The following is a 14,087-nucleotide window of genomic DNA, read 5'->3' on the forward strand; positions in this document are numbered from 1 at the left end:
ACCCTTCTATACTTAGACTATACAAACAAGGAGGGAAACATGATGAAAAAATTTTTATACGTTTTACTCGGCATCACTGGCGCAATCGTCGTGCTGGCCAACTTAGGCTCGCTGATCGGACTTGCCTTTTCCGCACTACTCGTTATCGGAGGACTTCACTACTTCCTTCAAAGTCAATCCACGCTTGGTAAGGTCTTTTGGGCAACTGTTGGAATCGTCGGATTACTGACAGCTGTTTCAAACATCCCAGCTTTCATCGGCATCGCAGCACTAGCACTTGTCTGGTATGCAATCCGCAAATGCAGTGACGCACCACTTACACGCAGCTCAAACGATCCATTTGAAAACTTTGAACGTGAATGGAAAACAATCAACAAAAACTAAGGAGGAACTTCCATGACAAACATTTTTACTCGACTAGCTGAAACCTTTGAACACGATGTACGCCAACTTTTCGACAGACCGAAAACTGAGCAGGAGCGACGTGATAACCCTATTCAGGCCTTAAACGTCTACGTACGAGAGGCAGAAAAACGTACAGAACAGACCAAACGATGGGTCGACCGACAAGCTCACTTAAAAGCAAAACTGGAAGAAGAACAAAAGCAGGCACAAGACTTGTTGACGAAACGCCAAAAACAATATGAACTGGCTCTTCTTACAAATGAGCAGGACTTGATTGACTTTGCGAAAATGGAAGTAGACACGTATGAAAACCGTATCCACGTGCTAACATCTAGCATTCAACGCGCGACGGATGAATTAATTATTCTAGAACGCAAGCATGAGGAAATGAAGCATAAAGTGAAAGATATGAAAGTGCGTCAACTACAACTGATGAGCACGGAAAATGTTGCAAAAGCACACCGGGACATGGATCAAGTGATTGAGGAATCATTGCACGCTCGCCCACTTGCTTCTCACGAAGAAATGGAGCGTTATTTTGAATCACCGAAAGCGCAAGAACCTGCTGAGGAGACAACACCAGCTTCGACTTTAGAAGAACGCCTGGAGAACCTATCAAAAAAGCAAGAGACAAATGAACAATCACGTGTAGAATAGAAAGCAGAGGGAACTCCCCTCTGTTTTTTCCAACGAGAGGGGGAACACAAATGACGAAAGACAACCAGACCAACCAGTACTCGCTTATTCTAATCGGCTTCCTCACATTACTTGCAGCCGAGACATTGCTGTTTGAAAACGGCTCAATCGTGGTCGTCATCATTGGGTGTGTGCTGATTTACATGGGATTACGCAGAGACAATCGCGTATTGTTTTGGATCGGTCTCGTGTTATTGTTTATCTCGGTATTCTCGATGGTCACCACGCGCTTACTACTCTTTGGAATTGTTCTCTATATCCTTTATAAAGTCTGGAAAAAGGAACCAATTCCGACTTGGGAACAACTTCACTTTTCAGATACGACAGCGGATTCACCTGTTTTACAACAACGTATGTTTTCAACTCAAGTCACCTCTTCCGAACCATACGCATGGAAAGATGTGCATATCCAAAGCGTGTTTGGAGAATATGATTTAGATCTTACGAACACAATCTTGCCAAAAGATACTTGTTTTATATCGATTCGAAAAGTAGTCGGCAAGACGACTATCCTTGTCCCATATGGCGTGAACGTTCGAGTTTACTACTCAACTATCATTGGGGAAGTCTGTGTATTCGATGAACCCGTAACACGACTTTGGAATCAGAGTTTTTATAAAGAAGACCGCAGTTCGACAGACGCGGATTCACCTGAACTGATAATTACTGTAGCTATCTGGCTTGGGGATTTGGAGGTGCTGCGCAAATGAGACAGTTTACAACGCTGTTCCTTGGCTTTGCACTGCTTTGGCACCTTCTCCTCGTCAGTTTATTTGTCGTTCTGTGGGGAACGCCTACTTTTGAAACATGGGCTCCACTCTATGACATCACATTTGCAGACCTGCCACTCGCGTTTTGGCTGAGTTTTTCAATTTTTGCATTCAGCTTTTTATCCTATTTATTCGCTCGCCAAAGCACGCGGAGTTTGGATCGATCTGTTCAAACAGGACTTGTTTCTCTTTATGAAGGAGATGGATTCCCGAAACGTTTACAACCAAACTTTAGTAAACGTCTAAACGAGGCGTTTGAAAAAACCTCTCATCTTCTGGCCACACAACGAAAGACACTCACACGAATTTCCGAGCAAAAAGCAGATTCGCAAGCGAAGCTCATTCAAGAGCGAGTGGTAGAAGAGCGCCAACGCTTAGCTCGTGAATTACATGACTCGGTTTCTCAACAGCTGTTTGGTGCATCGATGCTCGCTTCTAGTATGGTGGAACTCGAAAATCCGCCGAAGCGCAGTATGGAACAATTGGAGCGGGCTATCCACCAAGCGCAACTCGAAATGCGTGCCCTTTTGCTTCACTTACGCCCGGCAGGATTGCATGACCGGACGCTAGCAGAAGGCCTGGAGGAACTTTTAGAAGAACTCCAACAAAAAGTACAGCTTCAACTGAAATGGAAGTTAGACCCTGTGAAGTTAACCAAAGCTTCTGAAGACCATTTATTTCGTATCGCGCAAGAGACTTTGTCTAACACACTGCGTCACGCGCAAGCAACAGAGATGGAGATTCGCTTGATGGATCAACCCCAACTCGTGATTTTCCGGGTACAAGACAATGGAGTAGGATTTAATTCCACGCAGCTAAAACCAGGTGCATATGGATTAGGAAATGTGTATGAACGTGCAGTAGAGATGGGTGCTACAGCAAAAGTCGTCTCTGTCCCAAACCAAGGAACATTTGTTGAAGTTCAAGTACCAAAACGTCAGGAGGAAATCCAATGATTCGAATATTGCTCGCAGACGATCATGAAATGGTCCGTATCGGTGTCGCTGCGTATCTTCAAGCGCAACCCGATATGGATGTTGTAGCAGAAGCCTCTAATGGTCAAGAAGCCGTGTCTTTGGCTCTTGAACATAAACCTGATGTGATTTTGATGGATATGGTGATGCCCATTCTAACGGGTGCAGAAGCGACTGCTGAAATTGTGAAAGCTTGGCCGGAAGCTCGCATCATGATGGTGACCAGTTTCATTGATGACGACAAAGTGTACGCTGCTCTTGAAGCGGGTGCTGTCAGTTATCTTTTAAAAACCTCAAAAGCTTCTCATATCGCAGAAGCCATTCGAAAGACTTATATAGGTCAAGCGGTGTTAGAACCAGAAGTGACGACAAAAATGATGCAACGTATGCGCTCTCCTCAACATGCGTTACACGACTCCCTAACCGAGCGTGAAATGGAGATCTTACTGTTCATGGCAAAAGGCTTAAGCAATCAAGAAATCGCCGATCAAGCCTATATCACACTCAAAACAGCCAAGACACATGTGAGCAACATTTTATCAAAACTCGATGTACAAGACCGGACACAAGCTGTTATTTATGCCTATGAACATCAGCTCATTTCTCGTAGTTAGACGTTTACGTTTGACGGAAGAGTGGAAAAGTGAGGAAAGACTTGACGAATTGGAGGTAGTCTTATGAAACCTGTGGAAATTACACCATTAGACATTGAACATGGGTATGTGAATTTTCTATTCCCTTTTGCGTTTCATGAGAAAAAACGCCAAGAGTTGATTGATGAATTGGAGCGAGAGGACTATACATTCTTTTGCTTGAATAAAACGGAATTGGAAGATGCCTTCTATGGACCTGATATCGCGGTTCGCCATGCAGAGCTCGAACAATTCTTTTTTCCATTCGTCGAAGACAAGTTGTTCCCTTCCTCTCCACACGACAATAGCTTTAGTCGCTTTTCCCGCTCTTTTGAAGAGCACGGAGAACTCTTGGTTGATGGGTCTACTACACCTTTCCAATTACATAGTTTAGACATTACCCTGTGCCCATTTGGTATCGGTCTTTTAACAATTCGATTAGAAGTAAACAATGAGATGGCTTTGCATCATATGCTAAATTTTATTCATCATTTCCGTGTAGTTGAAGCAAAACTTGATGAAGAAAAAGGGGCTATTATACGTGCTGCAGAACGCACATTCAATTCGACAAATGACTATATTTTTCAACATATGATTCCTTGTTTGCATCCGTTTATTTTACGAGAACACCGCTTACCAGGCTATTTTGGCACACTGCCATATTTTGAAGATGAACGAATGTATAGTTCGGCCTTCATCTTTGCGAAATCTGGACAACAACTAACGAATGATCAGATCTATCGTTTAGGGCAATTAGACGGCATTAACCTAAAAGGCGAGCCTTCCATTTCTAGCACATCCCCTAATTATGTAGAACGTTACCTAAAGCGCCATGCAAATGACCGATCTGCGCCCTTTACCTATACGGTCACTTCCGAGTACACGCACTCGACAGTCACCGTATGTGATCCATCTGATATGCAGGATGAATTACGTCAGTTTATGAGTACACATTATTACAATTTGCTCTTACATTACTTCTACCGTATCATGTTACTTCGTCTTTCTTTCGAACATAGTAACGTCAGCTGGAAGAAGGACGAGGCGTATGTGGAAGAGTTGATTGAGATGATTTCTAAATTTTCCGCTCGCTACTATTTTGGAGAAGTATCCGTCCGTACTACTGGGAAGGAACACGCAAAGACATTTGTCGACGTCTTTCACCTTGACGAAACATTCCAAGAAGTACGGGATACATTACAAGAGCTTTACCGAACGCAAGAAAACCAAGCAGACAAACAACAAAACTTTTTACTATTTATGCTCACAACGTTTACTGTAGTCTCTGGGATTTACGGAATGAATCTCGTCATTGAAGATTGGAAAGGATTTATGGATTGGGGCAAAGCACCTGGGTATTCCTTCTTCGAGTGGGTCGCACTAGTAGTTGCACTCTCGGGAATCGCTCTCTCATTCCTATTAATCGTGACAACTATTGCTACTACTATTAAGAAAAAATACCGTCGCTATCGACGCAGTCAATTCTGAATCCTTTCACAAGCTGGAGGATTCTTTTTTTGTTTTGTAGAAGTATATAAACAACGACGTCAAGAGAAAGAAGTGATGAACATGATACAACTCAAGAACCTTACCAAGAAATTTGCACAAAACAAGGGATTGTTTGATGTGTCGTTTACTGTTGAACCTGGAACCGTATTTGGCTTTATCGGACCAAATGGTGCTGGAAAATCGACAGCTATTCGCCATCTCATGGGTCTTCTGCAACCCGATTCTGGAAAAGCAACGATTGGTGGCTACGATTGTTGGTCTTCTTCCCCGAACGTGAAAAAACTCGTCGGCTACCTTCCGGGTGAAATCAGCTTTCCTGCTGATTTGACGGGTGACGACATCTTGACGCTTACACGCCGAATGGATCGTACATCTCCGGAACGTGAAAACGAATTACTCGCACTTTTTCCGCTTGATACAAAAGTTAAAGTACGTAAGATGTCTAAAGGTATGAAGCAAAAGCTCGCAATCATTCGCTGCTTTATGAAAGATGCACCTGTTTACTTGTTGGATGAACCGACCAGTGGACTCGACCCACTCATGCAAGAACGATTTTTAGAACTTGTACTCCGCGAGAAAGAGGCCGGCAAAGCGATTTTGATGAGTTCTCACCACTTTCCTGAGATGGAAAAGACATGTGATCATGCCGCTTTGATTCGCAATGGGCGGATTGTCGTGTCGGATTCAATCGATGGCCTAATTGCTTCTAGCAGAAAACTGTTTCACATTGAGTTTGAGAATACTCAGTCTGCCCAACAGTTCTCTGAGGCGATGCACGGAAAATCTATGGGAACTCGAGTCGACGTTTCGGTTTCTACGACAGATGAATTGAACACCTTACTTCAATCTCTTGCTACTTACCGAGTCATCTCGTTCCGTTCAGCACCAGCGGACCTTGAAACTGTCTTCATCCATTATTATGCAGAGGAGGAGTCCGTATGATTCGCGCACTTGTGAAAGACAACCTTGGTTGGATTCTAGGCTATAGTATTGGGACAAGCCTTTACATTTTTATGATTGCAGCGATTTATCCTTCTATCGCGGAAACTGGCTTGATTGACGCTAAGATTGATTCACTCCCGAAAGAGTTGCTCGATATCTTTCAATATGATCCTGCCACGATGATGGATAGTGTCCTGAACATTTTATCCGGTAACTACTACGGGCTTATTTTTCAAATTGTTGCGTTACTCTTTGCACTAACGATGGCCTCTCGTCTTTTAGCGCGTCCAATTGACTCCGGTGAACTCATGTTGTATTTGAGTGCCCCTATATCTCGAAACACGTACGTAGTAGCAACAGGTAGCATTTTATTTGGTGCATCGTTACTAATAGCAGGTTTAAACGGGGCATTCTTATTTCTAGCAGATCTTCTTTGGAATTTAGATCTGAACTACTCCTATGTACTCGCGCTTCTCATCAATAGTTTTACTTTATTTTTAGCACTCGGAGCGATTGCCCTGTTCTTCGCAACATTGTTCAATGAAAGCGGAAAATCGTATATGCTCGGGGCTGGTGTATTCGGGTTCATGGTCATCTCCGTCATTATGAGTGGCTTGAGTAGCGACTTGGAATGGTTGAAGACTCTCTCTTTATTTACATTGTTTGATGCAAACGGCATTCTTAAAGACCAACCCGATTGGATATGGCACAGTGGCTTATTAGTGTTAGTTGCAGGTATATTTTTTAGTCTTTCATTGTTTACGTTTAAACGTCGCAACCTCACGCTTTAATGTTTTGAGAATCGAAATACTAGTGGTAAAATGAAGACCGAATCGAAAGGAGAGGTTTTCATGGATTTTGTCACATTAAGCAATGGCACGAAGATTCCCCAAATCGGGTTTGGCGTTTGGCGTGTCGACAACGACACAGAAGCACCTGCAGCTGTAGAAGAAGCGTTGCGTGCAGGCTACCGTCATATTGATACAGCAGCTGTCTATAAAAATGAAGAAGGCGTTGCAAAAGGAATCGCTGCATCTGGCGTTGCCCGTGAAGAAATCTTCTTGACGAGTAAGATTTGGAACGACGATATCCGTGCACGTCGCACAAAAGAAGCATTCGCTGAATCCCTTGAGCGTCTGCAGACGGACTATATGGACCTTTGCTTATTGCACTGGCCAGTAGATGGCATCGTTGAAGCATGGGCTGCACTTGTTGACCTCTATGAAGAAGGCAAAATCAAGTCGATTGGTGTTTCAAACTTCAAGCAACATCACTTGGATCAATTAGAAGAAGCTGGACTGATGAAACCTATGGTCAATCAAATCGAACTGCATCCACAAAACCCACAGCGTGCGTTTGTGACGTCTCTACAAGAGGCAGGAATTCATGTGGAAGCATGGAGTCCATTGATGCAAGGGAAGTTTTTAGACTTTCCACTATTTGAAGAGCTTGCAGAAAAACACGGCAAAGCCCCTTCTCAAGTGGTTCTTCGCTGGCACTTGCAGCACGGTCACATCGCTTTACCGAAATCTGTGACACCTGCTCGTATCCACGAGAACTTGGCTGTATTTGACTTCGAGCTTTCTGCAGACGACATGGCAGCAATTGATGCCATTGCAACAGATGTCCGTCTAGGTCCAGATCCAGACGAAATTGATTTTTAAGTAAATGTATAGAAATGAATCCCCGAATCTTGCATAGATTTGGGGGTTTTGTAATTCATTTTAAACAGGCTACAGGCATCACCTGTTCAGAATCGCCATCGTGTTTCCAGCGACGAAAGTTACGAATCCAGCGACGAATCATGAAAATCCAGCGACGCAAACCTCAATTCCAGCGATGCACGAGCGAACCTAGTCCCCGTGAGCGACGAAAGTTACGAATCCAGCGACGAGTCATGAAAATCCAGCGACGCAAACCGCAATTCTAGCGACGAACGGACCCCGTATAGTGTTTCCAGCGACGCAAATCCTACTTTGAGCGACGAATGCGCCGATTTCAGCGACGCAAACCGCAATTCTAGCGACGAACGGACCTCTATTTCTCTTATCTTTCCAGAAACTCAAAAGTGTAACGTAAAAAAGTCGCACAGAATCTATCGAAACCCAGTACCAAGCCCGGGAACTCCCTCTAAATGCCAAAAGCAGCATTCACCTTCTAATACTGTTAATCTTTTTCTCGCAGTCGCTCCATCTCACTAGCAACTTGGTGAGACCCAGCATCGGGTTCTTCCTTTAATTGCTCGATGATGTTCGCGTAGTCGTGATCTTTTCGATTTTGGCTCATCTTGTAGGCAGCTTGTACTTCGCTTGCTTCCATTACAAACCCTACGATTCCTTTGATTTCACGCTCAAGAAGTTCCGGTGTTACGGTCTCCCACAAGACAGGGTTTTCTCGCTGTTGTTCATATGTAAACATCAATTGTTTCAAATCTGCTCGCAACTCTTCATCTGTCTGTTCACGAATGGCTCCGTAGATATGTACTGCTTGATAGTTCCAGGTTGGGACTTGTTCTTCAGCATACCAAGAGGAAGAAATATAGGAGTGTGGTCCTTGGAAGATAAGCAATGCTTCTTCTACCTCTTTCCATGTTCGCCATTGGGAATTTCCATAAGCGACGTGCCCACTGATCAGCAAGTTCTCACCTTCTTGACGCACGATTACAGGAATATGGGTTGCAACGGGTCGTCCGTCCTTAGTTGTGATGAGTGTGGCAAAACTGTGCGCCTTCAAGAAAGAAAAGATTTCTTTGGGATCTTTTACGTTGAATCGTTTAGGGATATACATCAATACACCTCTTCTTTTACTACTTTGAGCAAGATGTAGTCAATTTGTTCATCGTCTCCCATGAAGAAGGAGTGCTGTCCAATTCGCTCAAATCCAATCTTTGAATAAAAGGCGAGCGCATTGTGATTATTTTCCCAGACACCCAGCCAGATTTTAGATTTCGCAAGTTCCTTCGCTCTTTCAAGCGCTTTATCATAAAGTAATTTTCCTAATCCGAGCTTCTGGAATTCCTTCAATACATAGATTCGTTCAATTTCAAGATGATCAGAATCCATAGGTTCAGTTTGTGCGCCCGACTGGTTGATTTTTAAATAAGCGGCGACTTTCCCGTCTTTTTCTGCCACATAAAATTCTGAGTCAGGGTTCTTTAGTTCTTTATGAAGTTTTGAATCTGCAAATGCCTTTTGCAAATAATCATTCATATTTTCTTCCGTGTTGTAAGCAACAAATGTTTCAAAGTAGGTTTGGCGGCCTATCTGTTGAATCGTTTCAATGTCTTCTATACTGCATTTTCGTAGTGTCACTGTCATCTTTTCCTTCAACCCTTCTCAATAGATTCGTTTCTGTCCTTTTTTTACGGCTTCCCAGTCTTTCTCAATATTCTGCCTTACTCGAACCAACAATTGTTCTAATAGCTCGGCTTCACGTTCAGTTAATTCATTTAGCGCAACATTCTCTGAGTGTCTATGTTCTTTTAAAATCTGAGGATATATCTGTAAACCTTTTGCAGTCGGATATAAATATTTATTTTTACGATTCGACGGTTCAAGTCGTTTTTCAATCAGTCCATTTTGTTCCAACTTCTGAATAGCTCTTGCTGCCGTAGTGCGATCCACTTTGATTTGTTCGGCCACCTTCTCTTGAATAATTCCTGGCTGTTCGCAGATTCGGACTAAGTACAAATAATGGCCTTTTGCTAATTCAAACTCTTTAAACTCGCTATTACTGATGGAATCGAGGGCCCTCGCAATCATTCCAATCTCTCTTAAAATCTCTGCCACCTTGCCACCCCTATTTACTAGTCGTTCTCTTCACTGTAAATGCATTTTATTGCAAATGCAACAAAAATTCCATAAAATAAATCCCCTTCTCGAAAAGAGAAAGGGGGTTGAGTTTAATAATCGCCTAAAATTTCACGTTTTGTGCGCTTCGGAAGCTTTTCCAAAACCTGTTCATACGAATGTCGGATTAACTTTCCAATCAATTCATCTGGTAATCCTGCGTCACGATAGATTGAGTTCCAGTGTGTTTTGTTCATGTAGTAGCCAGGGACAATCGCTTCATACTCTGTACGAAGTTCTTCTGCATACGAAGGTTCTGCTTTTAACGTCAATATAGCTGTTCCCTCTTTGTCTCCGCCAAGCATCGCGTACATCTTGTCACCAATCATATAGCGGTCAGCGGTCCACTCTTCTTTGTAATCATGAGTAGTTCCTGGTAAAGATAGAAAGAACGCATGGAGAGCTTCGTTATTGTTCAGCATCTGATTACGCCTCGCTTTCTAGATCTTCCAAATCCTCAAGCAACGTCTCTGCCTCAACCAAAATTTCATCTTTTGCAGTTGAGAACACTGAAATTTGAATCTCATCCTTTTCAAGACCTGGTAGCCACGCTTCTATAAACTCATCTAGCGCAATTGGTTTAGGTATGAACCCGGGCCACTCTTTTGCCGCTTGATGCTTAGCAAATTCTTCTGAAGGCCAGAAGAAAATACGTTGAGCGCCTTTTGTATCTTCAGCTGTTGCCCAGCCTTCTTGGAAAAGTCCCCATACTTCTTTGTTCTCTACTATTGTGTTTAAAAAGACCTCGTACCGCGTATCTGCTGGTAGACGTGTCAGTTCATGCAATTCTTTTTTCATCCGAACCGCCTCCTTTTCCCCATCGTACCACATTATGAGGTTTCGTTGAGACCTTCTCTGCCCGGATCTTGCTCCACTTTCATTTGAACCGCTTGCTTCAGTTCCTCTTCTGATGTGTAGCGTTCAAGAGGAAGCCCTAGCCACGATTCCCATTGTTCACGTGTATACGTATAGGAAGTAGTGCCTGCATGTAGTGTTACGAAGTCAGCATTCGTGATCAATCGTAGCAAGTGCAGGCTATAAGTTCGAGCCGCTTCCCTCGCAATTTCCGGTTCTGCTTTCTCGTAATAAAGCTCAATGCCATACGGTTCTTTCTTTGTTTCTAGGGCCATTTGTTTCCACTCAAGGCCATAGTCCGGTAGAAGCTTTAAAATATTCGTTGTCGACATTGGAGATCCTACGTAGGAGCCCTCATAATCAAAGAGTTCCACCTTCGTTTCCCCAGTACTTTGATTGGCACATCCAGCTAGCAGTACTACTGAAATTAGTACTATCAGGACTCTCTTCATAACTTACATCGCCCCTTTAGGCAGCAGAATCGTCACTTTGAACAAATCTCCATCTAAGCTCAAATCAAACTCTCCGTTATGCAAAGTCACAATCGATTGCGCAATAGCAAGACCTAAACCAGATCCTTCTGTGTGACGCGCTTGATCCCCTCGTTTAAACCGTTCCGTTAGTTCTGCCGTATCGTCCCCTAACTCATATTGCGAAACGTTTTTGAAAGTGACGACGGCGTGCGTTGGTGTTTCTTGTAGCGCTACATATACGCGCGTTCCAGGCATTGAATATTTACTGATGTTTAGAAGTAAATTATCAAACACGCGCCATACTTTCTGTCCATCCATATATGCATGTACCGGCTGAGAGGCGATGCTGACACGTACATCTAAATTCTGTTTATCCAGTGCTTCCTGCTGCTCCGCAATGGCTTGCTGCAGTAAGGAAGCGACATCGACTTTTGTTTTGTGCAATTCGATATTGCCGGAAGCCATTTTCGACACATCGAATAGATCTTCAATTAATGTTTTCAAACGCGCGGATTTCCGTTCCAGAACACCTACATACTGCTCACGCTGTTCAGCAGTTAACTCTGGATTCTTCAGTAAATCTGTATACGTAATGATAGAAGTCAATGGTGTACGTAAATCATGACTCACGTTTGTAATCAGCTCGGACTTTAATCGTTCGCTCTTCACTTGAGACGACTGTGACGTCACTAGTTGGTCGCGCAAGCCATTCAGCACTTTTGCATGCTCTGTTAATCGGGAACGCCCTTTGATTTCAAATGGCTCATTCACCACACCATCGCTTAATCGGGCCGTCTGCGCCATTGTCCGATTCAAGTACGCAATCCGACTAAACAGGAAGTAAAGAGCTGGAATCCCGATGAATACCGTAGCAGGAATCCATACGAGAATCATTCCGCCGACTATACCAGACAATACTGTTCCAAATCCCCAGAAGAAGACAATGACCAAGATAATGATGGCTTGCCAAGCAAGACTTCGGTTTAGGAATAAACCTTTTAAGCCCTCAACCCATCTTTTCAGCAGTGAAGTTTCATATGAATAGTCGTCTATTGTTTGCGTAATACTGATTAACAAAATCATAAATACAGTAAAAAAGAGTACAGCAAACCCAAATTCAAGAATCGGGATGGTTTGATACGAACTAGAATAAGCTAAACCTCTAGCAATCATTTCTGTAATAGAGTAGCCTAACCACATTGTAGCTCCTGCGAATAATGCTCGGACTTCTTGCGGTTTCGAATTTAAATCTGACACCAATGAACTTGCTAGTAGATCTTGCTTCCATTTTCTCCAGGCAATCACTCCCCCTAATAAGGAAAGTAACCCCAGAACAGTGAGAACCCAAAACAATGTTTGGCGAACCTTGTACTGCTGTAATGGTTGGCCAACAAATGCATTTGGAATCGTAACTGTTCCGCTATAATTTGCATAGATTGTATCCACTTTTTCATTGAGAGATACTGTGTTTTCCCCGTAATTATCAAAGCGAGACATTTGTAGCCATCTACCATCACTACCATACGTAAACTTAACGCCAGCTGAACCTTCTCGATCAAAGGTCTCACCTGTCTCATTGTTTATCAAAGAGTAACCAATGCCAGGATAGTTCGATAAATAGTTGCGCTGTGCAACTTTAAGGTTTGCCAGATACGTTGCTACATCTCGCTCCCACTCTGCCTCCAACTTATCGCTCACATAGTCATCATCACTGAAGTTTTTACGAATATCCGCAATTTTCGCGTCGCGCTCTTCTTGTAACTCTGGACCAAGTTCTTGTCCTTCCACAGGCTCATATTGGTCCATGATACTTTGAATTTGTGTATTTAGATTTCCATAGCGAAATCGATATTCTTCGATGTCTTCAGAAGAAACAGAATACATCTCTAACAACTCTTCTTCTGTCAATGGTTCTACTAAAAGAGCTCCCAACCGTTCCAAGATTTCATAATCAATAGTGCCGTGAAAACTATCTGTATCTTGAAAGTCGTTCAAAAACTCATGACGGTTTCCTGTCCAAGTGAGTAGGGTCGTCACAATCAGTGTGATGAGCACTCCCACCGTGATCCATTTCCCCAAATGTCGTTCTTTTTTCATCCTAATCCCCCTCGATCAATAAAACGCTTCAACTGAGCAAGCCAGCTCGATGTCTCCGCCGCTTGAGTGAAGCAGTACGCACAATAGCCAATGGTGGCGAGGCCGATTAACATGACAACTACCGAAAGAATCGTCTCCCATTTACTTGTCCATCTTGTAGCCAACGCCCCACACCACCTTTATATAGCGCGGATTTTTCGGATCCGCTTCCATTTTTTCACGTATCTTTCGAATATGTACCGCCACAATGTTCTCTGCATTGTACGCAGGCTCTTGCCACACACGTTCATAGATTTCCGGAATCGAGAACACACGCCCTTGGTTACGCATGAACAGCTCCGTGATTTTGAACTCCGTTGGTGTCAACTTTAGGGGTTCTCCCTCGAGCGTGACTTCTTTCGACTCTTGGTTTAACACTAAACCATCTTTCTCAATTACCGACTGCAAACCTTCATAGGTCCCCAGCTTTGTGTACCGACGTAGCTGTGATTTCACGCGAGCAACGAGCTCCATCGGGTGGAATGGCTTTGTTACGTAATCGTCTGCACCAACGGATAAGCCGTGAATCTTATCGGTATCCTCTGATTTTGCAGAGAGCATGATGATGGGGATGTTTTGTGTTTCCCGCGCTTTAAATGTCGCTTGGATTCCGTCCATCTGAGGCATCATAATATCCATAATCATCAAGTGAACTTCCTGCTGTTCTAATAGTGCAAGTGCTTCTAGTCCGTTAGCGGCCTTTAGCACCTGGTACCCTTCATTTTTTAAATAGATTTCAATCCCATCTCGAATTTCTTGGTCATCATCTGTGACGAGTACTGTAAATGGTGTCATGTTCGACCGCCTCCTTCCATCTATTTCTATTGTACCTCTCAATTCTTAACAA

General features: G+C 43.3%; 18 protein-coding genes. 9 read left to right on the plus strand and 9 right to left on the minus strand.

From position 1 onward, the window contains the following. Window positions 1-42 precede the first annotated feature (42 nt). The 9 genes from AB5N96_RS10180 to AB5N96_RS10220 all read left to right on the plus strand — a co-directional run bounded on the left by AB5N96_RS10180 (window position 43) and on the right by AB5N96_RS10220 (window position 7,592). A complete protein-coding gene (locus AB5N96_RS10180) occupies window positions 43-384 on the plus strand; it encodes a lmo0954 family membrane protein (protein WP_499705449.1) in 342 nt (113 codons plus the stop codon). Window positions 385-396: 12 nt separating this feature from the next. Continuing rightward, window positions 397-1,062: a PspA/IM30 family protein gene (locus AB5N96_RS10185; RefSeq protein WP_499705450.1), complete on the plus strand. Its 666-nt coding sequence runs from the start codon at window positions 397-399 to the stop codon at window positions 1,060-1,062. 50 nt (window positions 1,063-1,112) lie between these two features. Further along, the gene (liaF, locus tag AB5N96_RS10190; protein WP_499705451.1) at window positions 1,113-1,811 is read left to right on the plus strand and encodes a cell wall-active antibiotics response protein LiaF; all 699 of its coding nucleotides are present in this window, start codon (window positions 1,113-1,115) and stop codon (window positions 1,809-1,811) included. Continuing rightward, window positions 1,808-2,827, plus strand: a complete 1,020-nt coding sequence (locus tag AB5N96_RS10195; RefSeq protein WP_499705452.1) for a sensor histidine kinase — start codon at window positions 1,808-1,810, stop codon at window positions 2,825-2,827. Before liaF ends, AB5N96_RS10195 begins: the two co-directional genes overlap by 4 nt. After that, the gene (locus AB5N96_RS10200) at window positions 2,824-3,459 is read left to right on the plus strand and encodes a response regulator (protein ID WP_204589917.1); all 636 of its coding nucleotides are present in this window, start codon (window positions 2,824-2,826) and stop codon (window positions 3,457-3,459) included. Before AB5N96_RS10195 ends, AB5N96_RS10200 begins: the two co-directional genes overlap by 4 nt. A gap of 63 nt (window positions 3,460-3,522) precedes the next feature. Continuing rightward, complete coding sequence (locus AB5N96_RS10205; protein WP_499705453.1) at window positions 3,523-4,965, plus strand: hypothetical protein; 1,443 nt, start codon at window positions 3,523-3,525, stop codon at window positions 4,963-4,965. 75 nt (window positions 4,966-5,040) lie between these two features. Beyond that, complete coding sequence (locus AB5N96_RS10210; RefSeq protein ID WP_499705454.1) at window positions 5,041-5,928, plus strand: ABC transporter ATP-binding protein; 888 nt, start codon at window positions 5,041-5,043, stop codon at window positions 5,926-5,928. Then, a complete protein-coding gene (locus AB5N96_RS10215; protein WP_499705455.1) occupies window positions 5,925-6,719 on the plus strand; it encodes an ABC transporter permease in 795 nt (264 codons plus the stop codon). Before AB5N96_RS10210 ends, AB5N96_RS10215 begins: the two co-directional genes overlap by 4 nt. A gap of 60 nt (window positions 6,720-6,779) precedes the next feature. Then, a complete protein-coding gene (locus AB5N96_RS10220; RefSeq protein ID WP_392455045.1) occupies window positions 6,780-7,592 on the plus strand; it encodes an aldo/keto reductase in 813 nt (270 codons plus the stop codon). Window positions 7,593-8,094: 502 nt separating this feature from the next. On the opposite strand, the gene AB5N96_RS10225 is transcribed toward AB5N96_RS10220, so the two are convergent. The 9 genes from AB5N96_RS10225 to AB5N96_RS10265 all read right to left on the minus strand — a co-directional run bounded on the left by AB5N96_RS10225 (window position 8,095) and on the right by AB5N96_RS10265 (window position 14,035). Further along, entirely contained in the window at window positions 8,095-8,715 is a 621-nt protein-coding gene (locus AB5N96_RS10225) for an FMN-binding negative transcriptional regulator (RefSeq protein WP_499705456.1), read from the minus strand. Further along, window positions 8,715-9,245: a GNAT family N-acetyltransferase gene (locus AB5N96_RS10230; RefSeq protein WP_392455048.1), complete on the minus strand. Its 531-nt coding sequence runs from the start codon at window positions 9,243-9,245 to the stop codon at window positions 8,715-8,717. The genes AB5N96_RS10225 and AB5N96_RS10230 overlap by 1 nt, the downstream gene beginning before the upstream one ends. An 18-nt stretch (window positions 9,246-9,263) precedes the next feature. After that, a complete protein-coding gene (locus AB5N96_RS10235) occupies window positions 9,264-9,716 on the minus strand; it encodes a MarR family winged helix-turn-helix transcriptional regulator (protein WP_392455049.1) in 453 nt (150 codons plus the stop codon). A gap of 113 nt (window positions 9,717-9,829) precedes the next feature. Further along, on the minus strand, window positions 9,830-10,198 hold the full coding sequence (locus AB5N96_RS10240) for an MmcQ/YjbR family DNA-binding protein (RefSeq protein ID WP_499705457.1): 369 nt from the start codon (window positions 10,196-10,198) through the stop codon (window positions 9,830-9,832). 4 nt (window positions 10,199-10,202) lie between these two features. Continuing rightward, complete coding sequence (locus AB5N96_RS10245; RefSeq protein WP_499705458.1) at window positions 10,203-10,574, minus strand: DUF2750 domain-containing protein; 372 nt, start codon at window positions 10,572-10,574, stop codon at window positions 10,203-10,205. 32 nt (window positions 10,575-10,606) lie between these two features. Next, entirely contained in the window at window positions 10,607-11,083 is a 477-nt protein-coding gene (locus AB5N96_RS10250) for a DUF4825 domain-containing protein (protein ID WP_499705459.1), read from the minus strand. A 3-nt stretch (window positions 11,084-11,086) separates the two neighbouring features. Beyond that, window positions 11,087-13,201, minus strand: coding sequence for a sensor histidine kinase (locus tag AB5N96_RS10255; RefSeq protein WP_499705460.1), 2,115 nt, complete (start codon window positions 13,199-13,201; stop codon window positions 11,087-11,089). Beyond that, window positions 13,198-13,365, minus strand: a complete 168-nt coding sequence (locus AB5N96_RS10260) for a hypothetical protein (protein ID WP_204589905.1) — start codon at window positions 13,363-13,365, stop codon at window positions 13,198-13,200. Before AB5N96_RS10260 ends, AB5N96_RS10255 begins: the two co-directional genes overlap by 4 nt. After that, window positions 13,343-14,035 (minus strand): response regulator transcription factor, encoded by a 693-nt coding sequence (locus AB5N96_RS10265; RefSeq protein ID WP_204589904.1) that lies wholly within the window; start codon window positions 14,033-14,035, stop codon window positions 13,343-13,345. The genes AB5N96_RS10260 and AB5N96_RS10265 overlap by 23 nt, the downstream gene beginning before the upstream one ends. Between the last annotated feature and the right edge of the window lie 52 nt (window positions 14,036-14,087).

It is taken from the genome of Chryseomicrobium imtechense, from assembly GCF_041475995.1.
Taxonomy (GTDB): Bacteria; Bacillota; Bacilli; order Bacillales_A; family Planococcaceae; genus Chryseomicrobium; species Chryseomicrobium aureum.

Excerpts from the sequence above, each read along its gene's own strand:
- AB5N96_RS10180 (WP_499705449.1), top strand. The coding sequence starts at position 43 with ATGAAAAAATTTTTATACGTTTTACTCGGCATCACTGGCGCAATCGTC.
- AB5N96_RS10185 (WP_499705450.1), top strand. The coding sequence starts at position 397 with ATGACAAACATTTTTACTCGACTAGCTGAAACCTTTGAACACGATGTA.
- liaF (WP_499705451.1), top strand. The coding sequence starts at position 1,113 with ATGACGAAAGACAACCAGACCAACCAGTACTCGCTTATTCTAATCGGC.
- AB5N96_RS10195 (WP_499705452.1), top strand. The coding sequence starts at position 1,808 with ATGAGACAGTTTACAACGCTGTTCCTTGGCTTTGCACTGCTTTGGCAC.
- AB5N96_RS10200 (WP_204589917.1), top strand. The coding sequence starts at position 2,824 with ATGATTCGAATATTGCTCGCAGACGATCATGAAATGGTCCGTATCGGT.
- AB5N96_RS10205 (WP_499705453.1), top strand. The coding sequence starts at position 3,523 with ATGAAACCTGTGGAAATTACACCATTAGACATTGAACATGGGTATGTG.
- AB5N96_RS10210 (WP_499705454.1), top strand. The coding sequence starts at position 5,041 with ATGAACATGATACAACTCAAGAACCTTACCAAGAAATTTGCACAAAAC.
- AB5N96_RS10215 (WP_499705455.1), top strand. The coding sequence starts at position 5,925 with ATGATTCGCGCACTTGTGAAAGACAACCTTGGTTGGATTCTAGGCTAT.
- AB5N96_RS10220 (WP_392455045.1), top strand. The coding sequence starts at position 6,780 with ATGGATTTTGTCACATTAAGCAATGGCACGAAGATTCCCCAAATCGGG.
- AB5N96_RS10225 (WP_499705456.1), bottom strand. The coding sequence starts at position 8,715 with ATGTATATCCCTAAACGATTCAACGTAAAAGATCCCAAAGAAATCTTT.
- AB5N96_RS10230 (WP_392455048.1), bottom strand. The coding sequence starts at position 9,245 with ATGACAGTGACACTACGAAAATGCAGTATAGAAGACATTGAAACGATT.
- AB5N96_RS10240 (WP_499705457.1), bottom strand. The coding sequence starts at position 10,198 with ATGCTGAACAATAACGAAGCTCTCCATGCGTTCTTTCTATCTTTACCA.
- AB5N96_RS10245 (WP_499705458.1), bottom strand. The coding sequence starts at position 10,574 with ATGAAAAAAGAATTGCATGAACTGACACGTCTACCAGCAGATACGCGG.
- AB5N96_RS10250 (WP_499705459.1), bottom strand. The coding sequence starts at position 11,083 with ATGAAGAGAGTCCTGATAGTACTAATTTCAGTAGTACTGCTAGCTGGA.
- AB5N96_RS10255 (WP_499705460.1), bottom strand. The coding sequence starts at position 13,201 with ATGAAAAAAGAACGACATTTGGGGAAATGGATCACGGTGGGAGTGCTC.
- AB5N96_RS10265 (WP_204589904.1), bottom strand. The coding sequence starts at position 14,035 with ATGACACCATTTACAGTACTCGTCACAGATGATGACCAAGAAATTCGA.